General features: G+C 57.9%; 15 protein-coding genes. 9 read left to right on the top strand and 6 right to left on the bottom strand.

Features of this window, described 5'->3' with window-relative positions; all coding sequences use genetic code 11:
• The first annotated feature begins 68 nt into the window (after positions 1 to 68).
• Entirely contained in the window at positions 69 to 1,061 is a 993-nt protein-coding gene (locus NB063_RS19035; RefSeq protein ID WP_250930349.1) for an ABC transporter ATP-binding protein, read from the top strand.
• Positions 1,062 to 1,067: 6 nt separating this feature from the next.
• Complete coding sequence (locus tag NB063_RS19030; protein ID WP_250930348.1) at positions 1,068 to 2,378, top strand: ABC transporter permease; 1,311 nt, start codon at positions 1,068 to 1,070, stop codon at positions 2,376 to 2,378.
• 133 nt (positions 2,379 to 2,511) lie between these two features.
• On the opposite strand, the gene NB063_RS19025 is transcribed toward NB063_RS19030, so the two are convergent.
• Positions 2,512 to 2,763, bottom strand: coding sequence for a hypothetical protein (locus tag NB063_RS19025; protein ID WP_250930347.1), 252 nt, complete (start codon positions 2,761 to 2,763; stop codon positions 2,512 to 2,514).
• The gene (locus NB063_RS19020; protein ID WP_250930346.1) at positions 2,760 to 2,987 is read right to left on the bottom strand and encodes a hypothetical protein; all 228 of its coding nucleotides are present in this window, start codon (positions 2,985 to 2,987) and stop codon (positions 2,760 to 2,762) included. Before NB063_RS19020 ends, NB063_RS19025 begins: the two co-directional genes overlap by 4 nt.
• A gap of 200 nt (positions 2,988 to 3,187) precedes the next feature.
• Between NB063_RS19020 and NB063_RS19015 the strand changes: the two genes are divergently transcribed.
• Positions 3,188 to 4,243: a prenyltransferase/squalene oxidase repeat-containing protein gene (locus NB063_RS19015; protein ID WP_250930345.1), complete on the top strand. Its 1,056-nt coding sequence runs from the start codon at positions 3,188 to 3,190 to the stop codon at positions 4,241 to 4,243.
• A 21-nt stretch (positions 4,244 to 4,264) separates the two neighbouring features.
• Here NB063_RS19015 and NB063_RS19010 read toward each other — a convergent pair whose 3' ends face one another.
• Both NB063_RS19010 and NB063_RS19005 read right to left on the bottom strand, forming a co-directional pair.
• Entirely contained in the window at positions 4,265 to 5,254 is a 990-nt protein-coding gene (locus NB063_RS19010; RefSeq protein ID WP_250930344.1) for a hypothetical protein, read from the bottom strand.
• A gap of 43 nt (positions 5,255 to 5,297) precedes the next feature.
• The gene (locus NB063_RS19005) at positions 5,298 to 5,741 is read right to left on the bottom strand and encodes a methyltransferase family protein (RefSeq protein WP_250930343.1); all 444 of its coding nucleotides are present in this window, start codon (positions 5,739 to 5,741) and stop codon (positions 5,298 to 5,300) included.
• Between the two features lie 230 nt (positions 5,742 to 5,971).
• On the opposite strand from NB063_RS19005, the gene NB063_RS19000 reads away from it, so the two are divergent.
• From NB063_RS19000 to NB063_RS18990, 3 genes are all read left to right on the top strand, one after another.
• Positions 5,972 to 7,201, top strand: a complete 1,230-nt coding sequence (locus tag NB063_RS19000; protein ID WP_250930342.1) for a pyrophosphate--fructose-6-phosphate 1-phosphotransferase — start codon at positions 5,972 to 5,974, stop codon at positions 7,199 to 7,201.
• A gap of 338 nt (positions 7,202 to 7,539) precedes the next feature.
• Complete coding sequence (locus NB063_RS18995) at positions 7,540 to 9,240, top strand: tryptophan halogenase family protein (RefSeq protein WP_250930341.1); 1,701 nt, start codon at positions 7,540 to 7,542, stop codon at positions 9,238 to 9,240.
• Positions 9,237 to 10,580 (top strand): Lpg1974 family pore-forming outer membrane protein, encoded by a 1,344-nt coding sequence (locus NB063_RS18990; protein WP_250930340.1) that lies wholly within the window; start codon positions 9,237 to 9,239, stop codon positions 10,578 to 10,580. Before NB063_RS18995 ends, NB063_RS18990 begins: the two co-directional genes overlap by 4 nt.
• Positions 10,581 to 10,836: 256 nt before the next feature.
• Here NB063_RS18990 and NB063_RS18985 read toward each other — a convergent pair whose 3' ends face one another.
• Both NB063_RS18985 and NB063_RS18980 read right to left on the bottom strand, forming a co-directional pair.
• The gene (locus NB063_RS18985) at positions 10,837 to 11,967 is read right to left on the bottom strand and encodes an AEC family transporter (RefSeq protein ID WP_250930339.1); all 1,131 of its coding nucleotides are present in this window, start codon (positions 11,965 to 11,967) and stop codon (positions 10,837 to 10,839) included.
• Complete coding sequence (locus tag NB063_RS18980; RefSeq protein WP_250930338.1) at positions 11,931 to 12,458, bottom strand: hypothetical protein; 528 nt, start codon at positions 12,456 to 12,458, stop codon at positions 11,931 to 11,933. The genes NB063_RS18985 and NB063_RS18980 overlap by 37 nt, the downstream gene beginning before the upstream one ends.
• A gap of 261 nt (positions 12,459 to 12,719) precedes the next feature.
• On the opposite strand from NB063_RS18980, the gene NB063_RS18975 reads away from it, so the two are divergent.
• The 3 genes from NB063_RS18975 (at position 12,720) to pgsB (ending at position 17,417) form a co-directional block, all read left to right on the top strand.
• Positions 12,720 to 14,411: a 30S ribosomal protein S1 gene (locus NB063_RS18975; protein WP_250930337.1), complete on the top strand. Its 1,692-nt coding sequence runs from the start codon at positions 12,720 to 12,722 to the stop codon at positions 14,409 to 14,411.
• Positions 14,412 to 14,477: 66 nt separating this feature from the next.
• Complete coding sequence (locus NB063_RS18970; protein ID WP_250930336.1) at positions 14,478 to 15,284, top strand: TIGR00282 family metallophosphoesterase; 807 nt, start codon at positions 14,478 to 14,480, stop codon at positions 15,282 to 15,284.
• A gap of 735 nt (positions 15,285 to 16,019) precedes the next feature.
• Entirely contained in the window at positions 16,020 to 17,417 is a 1,398-nt protein-coding gene (gene pgsB / locus NB063_RS18965; protein WP_250930335.1) for a poly-gamma-glutamate synthase PgsB, read from the top strand.

Below are 17,417 nucleotides of genomic sequence, written 5' to 3'. Positions count from 1 at the left end.
CCGTGAAGTTCACCCTTGGGGTACCATTCTCAGGCGACGTCCTCCCACATCAGCACCTGAGAACCGCGTTGATTTCCACCACGCCCCCCGCCGTTTTGGTGAAAGAGCTGCGCAAAAGCTACGCTCGCGAGGGAGGCGTTTTGCCGTTTTGGAATCGCGGTTCTCAGCGCCACATGGCACTCGACGGGGTTTCGTTTGAGCTGCGTCAGGGGGAGCGGCTCGCTTATCTTGGTCCCAACGGGGCGGGGAAAACGACGATGATCCGTTGTCTTTCGGGGCGGACGCGGCCGGATTCCGGGACGATTGAATTGATGGGCCAACCGGTCGACCGCAGTTCTGCTCGCGACACGCTCGGGTTGGTGCCACAAGAGATCGCTTTGTATGGAGACCTCACGACTCGCGAGAACCTGTTTGCGTTTGGGCGGTTTCATGGATTGCGTGGTTCGAACTTGGCCAAGCGCGTCGAGTGGGCGCTGCAGTGGACCGGGCTCGCCGATCGGGGCGACGATCTGGTTTCGACTTTCTCGGGCGGGATGAAGCGACGTATTAACCTCGCGTGCGGTGTTTTGCATCAACCGGAAGTCCTGCTGCTTGACGAGCCGAGTGTCGGTGTGGACCCACAAAGTCGCCAGCGGATCTTTACGATGCTCGATCAGCTCAGCGAACGTGGTACGTCGATCTTGCTGACGACTCATCATCTCGACGAAGCGGAAACGCAGTGCGACCGGATCGTGATCGTCGACCGCGGCCGGGTGGTTGCCACCGGAACGTTTGATGAATTGCTTCGGCAGACGATCGGTCGCGACCGGAGCGTGACGGTGCGATTGGATCGCGTGTTGCGAGGCGAAGGGAATGAACCTTTGGCGACGTGTGGTTTGACGTTAGCGGTGAAACCGGGGGAGCGATCGATTTCGGCCAAGGTGCCCGAGATCGCTGTCGGATTGCCGCGATTGATCGATGCGGTGGGAGCGGCCGGATATGGGGTGGTGGACGTGGATGTGCAAAGCCCGTCGCTGCACCACGTGTTTTTACATTTAACCGGTCACGAACTGAGAGATTGATCCGTCGTGATTTGGAAAGTCATCGAAATCCATTTGCGCCGCCTTCGACATAACCGTGTCGAATGGTTGTTGGCATTTGTGGTCCCGATCGCGTTTTTCAGTATCTTTGCGTTGATCTTTTCGCGTGGTGTCGGTTCCACGCCGCGGGTGAAAGTGGCGTTGGTGAACGGGGCGGCCGAGTCGGCTGCGGCGTCGGAGGTGACCGATCGATGCCAAACTGTCCTGGACAATCTTGGCAAAAACGAGGGACTCCGGATCATTCGAGGTTCGTCAGACGGGGACACCGTGGATCGATCGACGGCCGAGATGATGGTACGGCGAGGGACCGCCACGATCGCGGTGGTAATCGATCAGAAGGACGAGCAGATTTCCGCGGAACTGCTCAATGACGCGTCGGACCAAGTCGCCAGCCAAGTGGTCACGGCTCTGGTGACTCGCGAGATCATGGTCGGTTCGGCGCCCGGGATACCGGAGCAGGTCGATTCGTCAACGTCCGCAGCGGAACCGCCGACGTCCGCGGTGAAACTGCCCAGCGGACAATCTCAGACGGGTGAGCCGACATCGAGTTCGGAGCAGGCTGAGTTTGCGCAGTTCGTTCAGAATGTCGCCTCCAAACCGGACGGGACTTCGTCACCGCCGGCCCCGTCGTTTGTACCCCAAGCGTTTGGCCCCCCGAAGATTGAAGTGGTGAACATCATCGGTCAAGGCAAAACGAATCCGGTGATCAGTGTCTACGCCGCTGGCATTGCGGTCATGTTTTTGCTTTTCGGAGCGACAACTGGCGGCGGTGTGTTGTTGGAAGAACGCGAGAACCAAACGCTCGAACGCTTGCTCGCGACGCACATGACGATGGACCAATTGCTGCTTGGCAAATGGTTTTACCTAACCCTATTGGGATGCGTTCAGGTCACCGTGATGTTCGTTTGGGCGCAGCTCGTGTTCGGTTTGAACTTGTCCGAGCACTTTGATGGTTTTGCCATGATGACGGTGGCGACCGCTTCCGCGGCGGCATCGTTTGGTCTGTTTTTGGCAACGCTGTGCCGGACCCGGGGACAACTCGGTGGTTTGTCCGTGGTTGCGGTCCTGACGATGAGCGCGCTGGGCGGTTCGATGGTGCCACGCTACGTGATGAGCGAATCGTTGCAGCGGGCCGGCTTGTGGACGTTCAACGCGTGGGCGTTGGACGGTTACGACAAGGTTTTTTGGCGTGAGTTACCGCCTAGCGAGTTGGGGCCCCAGCTCGCCGTCTTGATGGTGACGGCATTCGTGCTGTTGGTGGCCGCCCGGTTGCTCGCCATTCGCTGGGAAGTGGCGTGAAGCCGCTGCAACGCAGTTTCACGAGCGCGTCGGACATCCAAGAGAATCCGGACTTCCAAGAGAGTCTCTGAGCGACCCGTCGCCCTCAATAAAATTGGGGCGTTGGTCAGCTGAGATTACCGAGACAGGTGGTTTAGCCGGAGTATTTTTCCAGCAGTTTCGCCACCGCAGCAGGGTCGTCGGCTTCGCGGAGAGCTGCGATTTGCGGTTCAGGAACGCCGATCTTTTCGAGATGGCTGGCCAGCCGTTTCCACACGGTGGCGCGTTTTTTTCCTTCGCTGAGGTAAAGATCCGTTACCGCTTCGGAGGCTTTTTGCAGCCCGATCACATCGCGATTTTGGTAGTAATTGCGAATGATCTTTTCTTGATGCGGGGTTCGGTTCATCGCTTGTTCAATTTTTCTTCGGCTTGTGCTGCGCGGAGAGCGGCTGCCTCACGTGGCAGCTTGAATTCAGGCCCGGCAGGGAAATACTGGACGTCGTCCTGTAGATAATACGGGCTTGGCAGCGTTTGACCATTGAGCGAGACCTGACATCCGGTGGTTGCGGTCAGCAGGGTCAGCAATGTAGTCGCGGCCACGAAAGTGGTGACGGTCGTTCGTAGATTCATCGTGTTTGTCATCGTGGTACGCCTCTCGTGCGATTCGAGTCCAGCCAATCGGTGGCACAATCGTTATCGACGTTACAGGCGTTACAACTTCACTGGTTTCGTAGAAAATGGTGCGTTTCTCGATCTGGCATTCTCCTGCTATCCTGGATCGTGCCGGAACGCTCCCGAAATGACGTCATTTTCCCAATTTAGGGTCCATTATGAATCTCTCATCGTTCGACCGTCGTCAATTTCTCCGGGCTTTGGCTGTGGGCGGCGGTGTCGCGGCAACGGTGGGGGGGATGCCTTCGCCCGCCCATGCGGCGATTCCCAAACCGAAATGGCAGGAGGCGATTGACCGCGGTTTGGAATGGCTCAGCAGCAAGCAGTCGTCGCGTGGGCAGTGGAACACGACGGTTTATCCGACCGCGATGGCCGCTTTGGCGGGCACGGCTCTGATTGCCAGCGGCAGCACGACGACGCAGGGACCCTACGCCCGTCAAATCGCCCGCGCCGCTGACTTTTTGATCAGCAAGTCGCGGGGCAATGGTCTGATCGGCGACCCGCAGACCGATTCGCGGTACACGTACGGGCACGGATTCGCGATGTTGTTCCTTTCCCAAGTGCTCGGGGAGGAAGGTCTGCTCGACCGCCGCGAGGAACTCGTCGATGTGCTCAGCCGCGCGGTGCAGTTCAGCGGAAACGCTCAAACGGCCGCAGGGGGTTGGGGATACGTGTCGGCGAAAGAAGGCAATGATTTTGATGAAGGCAGCACGACGATCACGCAGGTCCAAGGGCTACGCGGGTGTCGTAACGCGGGCATCCCGGTCAGCAGCGAAGTGATCGAGAAAGCGAAAGACTACATCTACCGCTGCAAAAATCCCGACGGCGGGATCAGTTACAGCAGTCGCCAAACGGGCAGCAGTCGTCCGGCGATCACGGCGGCAGCACTCGCGGCGCTTTACAACGCTGGGGATTACGACAGCGAGCATGTTCCCGAGATGCTCGCCTACAGCAAAGAGTCGCTGCACGACATCGGTCAGGCCGGCCAGTCCTTTGGTCATTGGCATTACACGTATCTGTACTACAGCCAAGTCGTTTATCGGCAGGGCGACGAGTTGTGGTTCCCGTTTCGCGACCGGCTCTACGATCGCATTTCTGCGGAACAGCAAGCCGACGGATCATGGGATGGTCAAATCCATCCGGTATATGTCACCGCTTGTAATCTGACGATGTTGCAGATTGACCGTGGCTTCTTGCCGATTTATCAGCGGTGATTGGAAGGCCGGTTGCTGTGTTTAAGCCGCACCGCCGAATCGTGTGACCAATTCAGCGACAACTCGCTGGGACGATCCGTATGAAACGATTGCGACATCGAGATCGTATTGGCGGGCTTTCTCGATGGCTCGTTCGATCGCTCCGATGATCCATTGATCCTCATTTCCAAACACACCGCCACCGAGCAAGGTGAGGAAGACTTGTGGGGAGTCGTTGAGAATGGCCGCGCACAGCGTGGCTTCGTACGCGGCTTCGAGAACGAGTCTGGCGAACTGCGTCCATTGGTTTGCCGGTTGGCGGCCGTAGGCGACTGGCAGAGCGGAGCAATACGCTTGCGACACACGGTGATCACAGCCCGGCAATGTTACGGCAGTGTTCCACTGCACGCCGATGCGAAGGCTCTCTCGGTATCGGTCCCGTTCCCCGTCGTCGGCCCTTTGTAGCTTCGTTGCGACTTGTTCGAGTCCGGAATCGGTCGGAAACAGGTAACCGTTTTGCATCTTCCAGAGCGTGCCGCTGGCGTTGCCGAGGAGTTGTCCGAGATCGGCCGAGCAATCGATTTGCTGTTGGGCGGTTTGTCCGATCGAGTCGCCCACGGGGGCGAAGTAGTTGCGGTAGATCGTGCCGGAACCGCATGAGATCGCACACGCGGGGCCTTGGGTAAGATCGTTTTCATAGACACCGACTCCACGTTCAGGCGTTACCGACGGTCCAGCCATTTCCAATAAGTTGAATTGGGACGCGACCTGGAACAGCGAGCCCGCGTTGGCCGGATCGGCGTGCAGTTTACGAACGTCACCGACGACTTCGCGGAGGCGTAGTCCATCTCCTGCCGGTCGGATGATGCTGGCTTGCGATCGTAATTCGCCGAGCGTGGGTGTTTCCAATCGGCCAAACGCGATGCGTTTGCCGTTAGGCATGACGAGCGCGCCGTCGTCAACGTTGATTTGGGATCGCACGTGATCGGGTGATCGCTCATCGATGCCGGTGAGTTGTTGAAACCAAGTCATGTGGTTGAGTCCGGGCGTGGGGAGAATGGGAGATGAGGGCGTGTTAGCAAAACGGAAGGAAGCGGCCGGTTCGTTTTTTGTATTGCGAGTATTCCGAGAACCGATCGAGTAAGAACGCTTCTTCGATCCGGGACTTGGCCGTCACGACGACAACGAGTGCGATCCATATCAAGATTCGCCACAGCGACGGCGAGGCGACTACGAAACCGAGACAGAACAACGCGACGGCGGTGTACATCGGGTGACGGATGAAACGATAAGGTCCGTTTGTGATCAGTCTCGCTTCGTCTTTGAGTTCGGGCATGACAGTGATCTTTGTCAAACCGAACGTCAGCCAAGCCCCGATGCCGAGCAAGGCTCCGGCGACGATCAAGACGAGTGCGACGGGTGAGTTCAGCACATTGCGGGCGGTCAGCACCAACGTTGCCGCGGTGAGGAACTGGCCGGCGACCAAGAATCGCTGCGCGGTTTTTGATCGCAAGTTCATGCGTTTCCTAGCTGATTGGTCCGAATGGACACGGGATTGAGCGTTTTTCGGAAGGGAAGAACATGGTCGACTGTTCAGGCGTTGAGGGCGAGTGAATTGCCCGTGCCCCCCAGACACCTGCCCCCTGGGCGACGATTCCGCCGTAATGCGATAATCTACCTGATCCGTTCGCGGCGTTTGCCGCCTATCCGTTCATCTGTTTTTCGAGCCACTTTCAGGGAACTATCGTCATGACGGTCAAACGAGTCGGAATTCTCACCGCCGGGGGATTGGCCCCCTGTCTGTCTTCCGCCATTGGAGCCTTGATCGAGGCCTACAGCGAGAAAGCACCGGAAGTCGAAATCATCTGTTACCGCTCGGGTTACAAAGGATTGTTGCTCGGTGATAGTTTCGCAGTGACGCCTCAGATGCGAGAACGTGCCCACGTGTTGCACGAGCATGGCGGCAGCCCGATCGGCAACAGTCGGATCAAGCTGACCAACGTCGCCGATTGTGTCAAACGTGGACTCGTCAAAGAGGGACAAGATCCATTGCAGGTTGCCGCTGAGCAATTGCAGACCGACAAAGTCGATGTGTTGCACACGATTGGTGGCGACGATACCAACACGACCGCTGCGGACCTCGCGGCGTACCTTGCCCGTCACAATTACGCACTCACCGTTGTTGGATTGCCGAAGACGATCGACAACGACGTGATTCCGATCAAGCAAAGTCTCGGTGCGTGGACGGCTGCGGAGGTCGGTGCGAAGTTCTTTGAGAACGTTGTTTCCGAGCACAACGCCAACCCGCGGATGTTGATTGTGCACGAAGTGATGGGCCGCAATTGCGGTTGGCTCACCGCGGCAACGGCGGTGAAGTATCGCGAACAACTTGCGACGAAAAATTTCTTGCCGGAGATCGGGTTGTCACGCGAACGACGCGAAGTTCACGGTGTTTACATCCCGGAAATGCATTTCGACTTGCAACATGAAGCCAAACGTTTGAAGGCGATCATGGACGAGCACGACTGCGTCAATATCTTCATCTCCGAAGGTGCGGGCGTGGACGCGATCGTGGCAGAAATCGAATCACGTGGTGAAGAAGTGCCCAAAGACGCATTCGGTCACTACAAACTCGATGCGGTGAACCCCGGTAAATGGTTCGGCAAGCAGTTTGCCGAAATGCTCGGTGCCGAGAAGACGCTGATTCAAAAGAGCGGTTATTATTCTCGCGCGGCGGCGGCCAACGCTGCCGACATCGAACTGATCGGCCGCTGTGCGAAGAAGGCCGTCGAATGTGCACTCGTTGGCGATGGCGGCGTGATCGGGGAAGACGAAGAACGCGGTGACGAACTTCGTGCGATCGAATTCGAACGAATCAAAGGCGGCAAGCCATTTGACATCGACGTGCCGTGGTTCGGTGAATTGCTCGCCGAAATCAATCAGCCCAAGAACGAAGCCGTGGAAACGACCCACGCGTAGTCGGTGCGTCGATCGTCGCGGAAGACCACGAGATGAAAACGACGAGATGAGACGCTCGTCTCGTGGTTGGTAGCGACGTTCGATCGGTGCGGCTCATGATCGGTTAAGCGCTCGCTGGACCAGTATCGGCGTCGCAAGTCATTCGGTGTGGTTTGGGCACGAGGAGGTGCCTATTTCGGGTGTGAACGCGTTTTGCCCCTGAGGGTGAAACACGCTTTCTGCGCGCATCGATAGTGCTTGGGAGTACGTGTTTGCGGAGGCTGAAGTAAAGACACCTCCCTTGGGTTTTCGGGAAAACGCTCTGTTATTAGGTGGCGGGATTTGCTACTCCCCGATGTATGCCTCCCTCCACCGACTTCAATCCGATGACATCTCGTCCGCTTGCCGGCCAGAATGCCAGCAATGACCCGGATCGACGCTGTCATGTTGTCATTGTCGGTGGCGGTACGGCCGGATGGATGAGCGCGGCGACACTCAAGCGACGCATCGGTTGTCGGGTTACCGTCGTCGAATCAGCTCGTTTGCCACCCATCGGCGTGGGCGAAGCGACGATCCCTGCGATGGTGGATTGGATCGAAAACATGGGCATCGACGAGGACGAATTCGTCCGCCGTACCGGTGCCACTTACAAGCTAGCCATTCGGTTTGACGACTGGGTCGAGCCGACGCATCGATATTGGCACCCGTTTGGGATCTGCGGTTGTCCCATTGACGGGGTGGATCTAATCCACGCTTGGCGACGAGCCGTGCGAGAAGGTGCGGTGTCGGCCGATTCTCGGTACACCGACTACAGTTTTCAACGTGAACTGTGTCAGCACGGTTGTGCTCCACGGCGACCGGGGTCGCCGAGTATGGCACGCAATTACGCGTTTCATCTCGACGCCGGTAAGCTCGCGGAGTTCTTAAAAGACGTCGCGATGAACGAAGGTGTGCGGCACCAGATCGCGGAAGTCACTGGCGCTGAGCTGGATGAGAACGGGAACATTGATTCGCTGCATCTCGAGGGACAGCCGGCGCTCGAAGCAGATTTGTACGTCGACTGCACCGGGTTTGCGAGCGTCTTGATCGAACGCGTGATGCGGTCGTCGTGGGTTGATTGGTCGGATCAATTAATCTGTGATCGTGCGGTTACGTTACGTTTGCCGGGGCAGGACGATACAAACGCGACCGCAGGCAGCGATCGGGAAACGAGACGCCTCCCACCGTACACGATCAGTACCGGAATGAACGCGGGTTGGTCGTGGCAAATTCCGTTGGCCGAAAACACCGGTTGTGGGTATGTGTATTCGTCGCGACACATCGACGATGAGACGGCTCGGCGTGAGTTAATCAGCCTAGTCGGTGCCGATCCGCAGACAACTCAATCAAAAATCGTGCCGATGCGAATCGGCATGCGTCCTCGGTCGTGGGTCGGCAACTGCGTCGCGCTGGGCCTTTCGTCGGGGTTTGTCGAGCCGCTCGAGTCGACCGGGATTTTCCTGGTCCAGCGTGCATTGGATGAACTCGTCGAGTGTTTGCCAGAAGCGACACCGTCAACATTTCACTCGGCGTTCTTCGACCACGAATTGTTTAATGCTCGGATGACCGACGTTTACACACAAGTTCGTGATTTTCTGTTGATGCATTATGTGGTGTCACGCCGTCGCGACACGCCGTTTTGGGTAAACGCGACAAGCGTCGAACTGCCCGAATCGTTGTCGATGTTGTTGGATGAGTACGTTACCAGTGGCCGCGTGCGTTTACCCGAGCGTGACCCCACGTTCGCCGAGGCAAACCACCATTTCATCTTGGGTCCCGCTGGTATCCATCCCGGGACCGCGGCGTCTCGTCAACTTGCCGACGTTGCCATGCCCGCCGACGCCGTGGCCAATTTGCTTCACGGGATCCAATCGCGTCATCTCGATATTTGCGAAAGCTTGCCGACGCATTCGGTGCTGATCGACTCCATCCACTCGTCCGCTTCGGCGGGCAACTCTTCGGACGACCAGTCCGTTCGCCCTCCCTATGATTCCCTCCTTGCAATGAACCTGCCGTCATGAAGACTTTTGAAAAGAACCGACCCTCCGATCATGACGGCGTGCATGCTCACGTCCCGTTTCGTGCGATTGTATTCTTGACGGCAATCGTGTTGTCGGTATCGATCAACATGCTAGCGGGTGAGCGGGTTGCGGCCCAGCAAATCACTCCGGAAGAATTTGCCAGCCTTTTGGGAATGCGTGACGAGGACACGCTTAGCGAACAGTTGGTTGCTGATGCGAAACCACTCGATGAGGCGACCAAGGAGCACGTCCAGCCGCTGACGATTCGCGACGGATCGTTGCGCACGGTCGCGTTTGAAGACTATCAGGCGGTTGATCCGGTCTCGTTGCAATTGGCCGATTTGCAGTCGCAACTATCCGCACAGCACATGGAGATCGGGCAACTGCGGTCTCAACTCAACAGCCCGCTGCACAGTCCGGGGCGGAAGACGCCGCGGTACTACGCCACGTACGAGAGCGTGATCGTTCAAGCGGTGCAAAGCAACCAGTCGGCGTACTTGATTGAAACCGATGATGGTTTCGCGCAGGCCATTTTCCCATGGAAGATGGAGCACAGTCCACGGGTTGAATTCGGCGTGATGCCGGCCGCCGGCAAACTCGGGTATCGGATGCGGTATTGGCAATTCGACCACACGTCGTCGTTTCGAGCGGATGCCGCTAACGCCATGATCCCGACAGGCTATTGGGCAACGGTTGGTTACCATGCCGAGGACGGCGACATTGTGACCGGAGCCGGTTTCGTCGAAGACGGTGACTTCACCAGTTCGGTCCGCGCTGACGTGATCGACCTTGAGGTACAACGTTCGCTCAGCTTGCCGATTGATCTTTTCGCAGGTCTGCGATACGCGCGAATCAAACAGGGCTACACGGCATTGACGAATGAGTCTGTCGTGTCGGGCCGGGAAGATGTGTTTTCCAATACTGAGTTTCGCGGGGTGGGGCCCACGGTGGCGATGCGGTTTACTCATCGACTACCGCTCAACCGGTTGTCATTGTTCGCCGATGCCCGTGGTGCCTTGTTGCTAGGCAACCAAGAGTACGCGGTATCGGACACGACGAACGCATCGCTGCAAGAACTCCACGCCGTCCGGGTAACAGAGTGGGACGATCTCGCTAACGCGTTTGTCACGAACGCTGAAATCAAATTCGGCATTCAGTATGTTCCGGTGGAATGGTTGACGATGCGAGTCGCGATGGAAGCTCAGCACTTCGGCGGCGTCGGCGGACCCAACCCACCTGCGTACTTCCGCGGTCCGGACAATGGACTCGCTACCGACTCCCCACTCGACGACAGCCTGAGTTTCTACGGCCTGAGCGTCGGCCTGGAAGCCGGCTTTTAGGACGTCGCCTATCTGCGTCTGATCCGTTTCAACGATCGAAGTCACGCTGTTCTCGCAGCGTGGCTTTGTTTTTTGGTTGAGGGTGGGGGACGCGGTTTTTCGAGCATTTTGTAAACGATGTCGGTTCACTTCCCACCGGACGGCCTTGATTTAGCGGGTAGGAACCGGCTCTGCATCCCATGTCGATTTTGAAAAGGCTCAAGGTGGTGGTCGCATGAGCGATGGAAATCGCGGGTGGCCCAAACTCCGAGTCAGCTCAAACGCCGAGCCACCAACCGCCGAATGACATCCACAGGGGAATCAAGAACAAGCCCGCGATCGATGTTGACAAGACGACGCGAAGTGCCGTGGTCGTGTCGCCGTGATAGAGACGCGTCAACACGACGGGGAACACCGCCGACGGCATGGCCGCTTGCAGCAACAGGACTTGTTTGAGGTCAGTCTGGGTCAGCACCAGTCCCGCGAAACCGAGCATGGCGACTGGCAACAGCAGTTGTCGCAGCCCGATAGAAAAGAAAATCAGCGGTGTGGCACCGGTCCACTGCGAGGCTTTGAGGAAATCGATGATGATCGCGCCACTTAGCAGCAGTCCCATTGGGATCGATGCCGCCGCGAGGATGCCGATCGTTTTCATCAACGAGTTTGGAACAAACGTGTCCCAGCCGAGCACGCGGATAGCGACCGCGATTGCCGCGGCCAGGATCGGCGCGCTGGTCAGTGCCGGCAGCGTCATCCCGACCCATCGCGAAAGTTTTGATTTCAATCCAGGTGCGGCTTTCACTTTTTTGGTGCCGTTGCCGCCCGAGATGATTGCAATCCCGACGCTCCACATGGCCATGTCGACGCCGACGTTATGCAGGATCAGATCCACTTCCGCGCTCGGATAAAAGATCTGCGCGAGCGGCAGCGGGATGTAGCCGTAGTTGCAAATGCCGGCACAAAGTGCGAAGGCACGTTGTTGTTTGTCGGTCACGAGACTGATCCAGCGGCCGAGTACTTTTGCCGCTGACCATGCGGTGAGCATGCCCACGACGGTGAACCCAAAGCCGAGCACGGGGGGCAGCCACGCGGTTGAGATCGAGTTGAGCGTTTCGTCGTTGAGGATTCGATCGAGAAAGAGCGCCGGCATCAAAACGTTGGCGGTGATCTTGGCGAGTGAGAAGTCGGCTTCCGCGGATAGCCATTTGCGTGACCGGCAAAAAGCACCGACGCCGATAATCAGAAACACGCCGAGCACGCTGCTGACGATCTGACCAAAACGCACCCACGAGGATGCGTCGGCAAGGTCGGTGGACGCCAACGTTGTCCACGCCAGCGACCCCAGTATCCGGCAATCAATCGCCCCGTGGATCATGCGGGCAGGCATTCCCGCAACAGCAGTTGCCACTCGGTCCACTGGATTTGTTGCAGTTCGGAGACCTTGTCTTCGTCACGTTGGCGAACGGCCGCGGCGACGGCATCGTTGAACTCAAACGGATCGCCGTAGGAGTCGGGATAGATTTCCGCGAGTTGTTCGAATACGACGGACGACCGGACACGGTGGAACCAATAGCTCGCGTTGGAGTAATCACCTTCGCGTCGATGCATGATCCCGTGCCAGAAACTGCCTTCACGCGACGGTTCGTCTTGACTGATCGTATGGCTGCGGTCGAGATCACCGGCGAGCAACCATAATCCTGAGAGGGCCAGCGACGGGATCGGCGAGCCGCCACTGTTGGTGGACAATCGGCACGCCTGGGGGCGACTGAGCAGGCTCGTCAGGGCGGCGTCGGTCGGGCCCTCGGTCAGGCTCGGCAGCGGAGCGGCTTCGATGGCCGCGCGAAGATCGGGAGAAAATTGATCCGCGGTGGGCAGGAAAAAATCGTCGAATCTGGGCATGGGACGATGAAAGGTGGGGCTGGGACGCGAAATGGAGGGCGGGAACCGGCGCGTCGACGCTTTTCGGGTGAAACAGGTTCGCTGGGAAGGCTACCGGCTGGGCGTTTGGATTGCTAGACTGCGGGTTGTTGATGAAGAGTGCTTGCGTCGCTACGTCCCAATGGGCGACCTCGTCTCGCACCTACGGGAGTGCTTCGTTGTAAAAACAGAGAGTGCTCGCGTCATTCCTATGCCCCTGCTCCTGCCCGCCGACGCCGAAACATGTCAGTGACCGAGAATCCGGATTCCACTCCGCCTTCGCCCGAAGCTTCGTCCGTAGAAGCCTCCTCTGCGGCCGCTTCGCCCTCCCCCGAGGTAACGCCTTCCCCGGAAGCGTCGTCTGCTCCGGAAGCTTCCGCTTCCGACGCTGCTGAATCGACCGCAAAGGAAGCCGTTGGTGCCGAAGCGTCTGAGTCGAAGCCATCAAAGTCGAAAGCCCCATTGCCGCGAATCGGCAGTGGTCCACTCGCCGCTCGAGGTTTGGGCGTTGCCAAACCCCAATCGCCGGCAGCGGTCTCGACCGAAGATTTGGAAAAGGCCCAGCCGAAAGCCGGCGGAAAACCCGGCGGCGGAAAGAAAAAGGCTCCGCGTCCACGTTTGGTCGGTGAATCGGACCAAGACGTCACGAAGTCGGCGAAGATCGAAGTTCCCAAACCGGGCAAAGTCAGCGTCCCGAATATCCGCCATGGTTTGACGGACGACCTGCAAGCCGAACTCGATGCATCGCTGGCCGATGCCGATCTGGATGCCTTTTACGGCGGAACGGCTGGATTGCCCGATCGTCGCGAGCCGCTCGAGGAAGGTGCCCGTGTGCATGCGAAGGTGTTGAAAATCAAAGAGGACACCGTATTCGTTTCGCTCGGTGGACCCGACGAGGGAACCATCCCGTTTGAACAGTTCACCGAAACGGAGCCGACGCCAGGCACCGACGTTGAAGTCGTCGTTCGCGGGTTCAATCGCGAAGACGGCCTGTATTCCTGCACCTTGCCGGGATCGGCGATCGAAGTCAGCGATTGGGACGACATCGACGAAGGCTCGGTCGTTGAGGTGCTCGTTACCGGACACAACACCGGTGGACTGGAATGCCAAATCGGGTCGATCCGCGGTTTCATGCCGATCAGCCAAGTGACCGAGTATCGCGTCGAAGACCTCTCGGAATTCGTCGATCAAAAGATGATTTGCCTCGTCACCGAGGCCAACGCCCGCCGCGGCAACCTCGTCGTCAGCCGTCGGGCAATCCTTGAACGTGAACGCGAAGTTCGTCGTGCGGAACAGCTTGAGAAGATCGAAGCCGGCGACATCCTTGAAGGCGTTGTCCGCAGCGTTCGCGATTTCGGCGCGTTCGTCGATCTCGGCGGCCTGGACGGGTTGATCCATGTCAGCAAATTGAGCTGGGAGCGGATCAAGCACCCGAGCGATGTGATCAAAGAAGGCCAGAAGGTCAAAGTCAAAGTCGACAAGATCGACAAGCAAACCGGCAAGATCGGTTTGTCCTACCGTGACTTACTCGAAAACCCGTGGGATACCGCCGAAAGCGAATTCGCGGTCGGTTCGGTGCATTCCGGTACGGTGACCAAGACGGCCGACTTCGGTGCCTTTGTGCGTTTGACTGCAGGTGTTGAGGGGCTCGTTCACATCAGTGAGCTGGCCAGCCACCGGGTTTCCAAAGTCAGCAGCGTGGTTAACGTTGGTGATACGGTGACCGTCAAAGTGCTGAGTTTTGACCGCGACGCGCAGAAAATTGGTCTTTCGATCAAGGCGGCAAACGCCGTTGCTGAAAAACCAAGTGATGCGGCCGAAGAAGAGGTCGATGAACCACCACGCGAGGTGGCGGTGCAGCCTCAACACGCCGGTCCACTCAAGGGTGGCAACAACCGGGATACCGGTGGCGAGCGTTTCGGCCTGCGTTGGTAATTGGCGTGTTTGTCGTGGTAATGTTCTGATTTCCGCTTTCGGGCGAATGGTTTGGGATGGACACCAGTGCGATTCTTGTTTCTTGGCGATGTCGTTGGTAAGCCAGGCTATTCTGCGGTCCTGGCGCGAACCCGCGATCTAAAAGAAAAGCATTCGCTCGATGCGGTCATTGTGAACGCGGAGAACGCTGCCGATGGTGCCGGCCTGATGCCACGCCAGTATCGGCGGCTGATCGATGCGGGCGTCGACGCGGTCACGATGGGGGACCATATCTATCGCCGCGCCGAGATCATTCCGATCCTCAAGGAGAGTGATCGGATCGTGAAGCCGGCGAATTATCCCACCGACGCCGCTGGGCGAACTTGGGTCATCGTGCCCACCCCAGCCGGTCGACTCGGCGTGATCTCAATCCTCGGGCGGGTCTTCATGCGACCGGTGGATTGCCCGTTTACCGCGGTGGATCGTGCTCTCGAAGAAATGGAGGGCCACACCGATGCGATCGTGGTCGATATGCATGCCGAGGCGACGGGAGACAAGCAGACGCTCGCCCGATACCTCGATGGGCGCGTTTCGGCGGTGTTGGGGACCCATACGCATGTTCCGACGGCCGACGCTCATGTGATGGCGGGTGGGACAGCAATGCAGTGTGATGTCGGCATGTGTGGGCCGTACGACAGCGTCATCGGGCGCGACGTCGGGCGGGTTACCAAAACAACGCTCACGTTCGAGCCATGCCACTTTCACGTCGCCACCCGAGATGTGCGGTTGTGTGGGGCGATCGTGGAAAGCGATGAAAACGGCCTCGCTGCGTCGATTGAGCGTTTTGAGGAATCCGTCGACGCCAAAACGCTCGGCAAGTGCGCCACCAAGTGAATGCAACGACCTAACGCTTACGTAGGTGCGGCAACTTGCGGTGTTTGTAACGCGTCCGTCGGTAACACGTTCCCGTTGCAAAGAGAGGATTTGGGTTCACGCGAACTCAAGCTGAGGTTGCCAAGATCTCGTGCGTCAGTGGCAAGAGATCGGCGGTTGAAGCTTGGACGCAATTCCTACGATATGACGGTAAATCAGCCAATTGGATGGGTTTGTTCTCCGGCTGTTGAAACTGGCGAGATCCGATTGCCTTCTTGGAGAAAAAGTGAACCTGCGTCAATATGTTGCGAACTTTTTAGTGAAGCTGCATGTGCCGTTGTGGCGATACAATGGCTGGCCGGACGCCTTTGGGTGTTTGGCGAAAAATTCTTGCGTATCGGTCTTTACTCAGACCGAACAGATAGAATAATTCTCGCGTTGTCGACGAACACACATCGAGCCTAGCTGCCTCGGTTCGTCGATCCTTTTCACAGCTAAAACGACACGCTCCCAACCTAGTTAGGTTCACCGCAGATCGGTCGGATGTCATGCACCCTGGTGTTTGGACAGCAGACCGATAGAGCGAAACCATGTGGTAGACGGTAAGCGTTTTACACACCTAGTCATGGATCCGCTGTTGGATTGCAGCGAATCATTGGATCTGTCACGCAAAGTTGTTCGATTTTCCCCCTCTGCCTCTGTTGGCATTGGATCGAGCGAACTGTAGTTTCTCCTCACGTCGAAAGAGAACCGTCTGTGAACGGCTTGGTTGCATTGGTGGCGGTTGCCGTCATCGTAGGCTTGGTTGCCTTGTTGGAAGCATGGTGGTATCGTCGCCAGCTCGAGAAGATTCCTTATCGGATTCACGTTAATGGAACTCGAGGCAAGTCTTCCGTTACCCGCTTAATCGCTGCAGGATTGCGAGCCGGAGGGATTCGGACTTGTGCAAAGACCACAGGCACGTTGGCGAGGATGATCTTCGACGACGGTCGGGAATTGCCGATCTTCCGTCCTGATCGTGCCAACGTGATCGAGCAAAAACGGATTGTCAAAACGGCTGTCGCCGAGGGTGCCGAGGCGCTTGTGATCGAGTGCATGGCATTGCAACCGTTGCTGCAATCGGTTTGCGAACTGAAGCTCGTTCGTTCGACCCACGGTGTGATCACGAATGCTCGTGCCGATCACCTCGATGTGATGGGACCGACCCGGCTCGACGTCGCTCGTGCCTTGTCGGCGACTGTTCCCGTCGGCGGGACGTTGCTCACGGCCGAGGATCGTAACGACTCTTTGCAGGTGATGAATGCCGCTTGTGCCGACCGTGGTTCGAGCATGCGTAACATCACAGCCGAAGACTCTGCGACGGTGACTCCGGAGGAGTTGGCTCAGTTCTCATACCTTGAGCACGCCGAAAACGTTGCCCTCTCGCTGGCTGTTTGCGAACAAATGGGTGTCGCCCGAGATGTGGCACTGCGTGGCATGTGGGCGGCTCAACCGGACCCGGGTGCGATGCGTGTGCACCAACAAACCGTGTATGGTGATTCGTGGCACTTCGTCAACGCGTTCGCCGCGAACGACCCCGAATCGACAACGCGTATCTGGGACGCCGCCTACGATTATTTCCCCGGCGTCACCCGCCGCGTGCTGGTCATGAACTGCCGTGTCGACCGCATCGACCGCTCGGTAACGATGGCGGACGCTTGCGTTCATTGGCGGAAGTACGACCGCGTGGTGATTATTGGTTCGGGTACGGACGTGTTCCTGCGACGGTTGCTCAAGGGCGGTATCGACCAGAACCGGATCCTCTGCTTGGGCAACGCAACGGGTGACGAAGTCGTCACGATGTTGCATGAGTCGTTTGAGGCCGAGAGCAAGACTACCCAAGCTCGCTATGCGAACTCCGCTACGACCAACAACGCAGACGTGCCTGTCACGTGGCAAGCCGATGGCGGAACCCATCGCGCCGAAGCCGCCGCGGAATCGGTCGTGCCAGCGGCAAATGTCGTTCAAGAACAATCCTCCGGAATGCTGCTAATGGGAGTCGGTAACATCGCCGGCCCTGGGATGGCTTTGGCAGATTACTTTGAGAAAAAAGACGGGTGGGAGCGATTTCAACGTCCCGAATCGGCTCCTGTTCGTGTGATGGAGATGGTCTGA

The sequence above is a fragment of the Aporhodopirellula aestuarii genome, from assembly GCF_023701485.1.
GTDB lineage: Bacteria > Planctomycetota > Planctomycetia > Pirellulales > Pirellulaceae > Rhodopirellula > Rhodopirellula aestuarii.
Note: the sequence above shows the minus strand (reverse complement) of the source record. Positions and strands in the feature narration are given on the sequence as shown.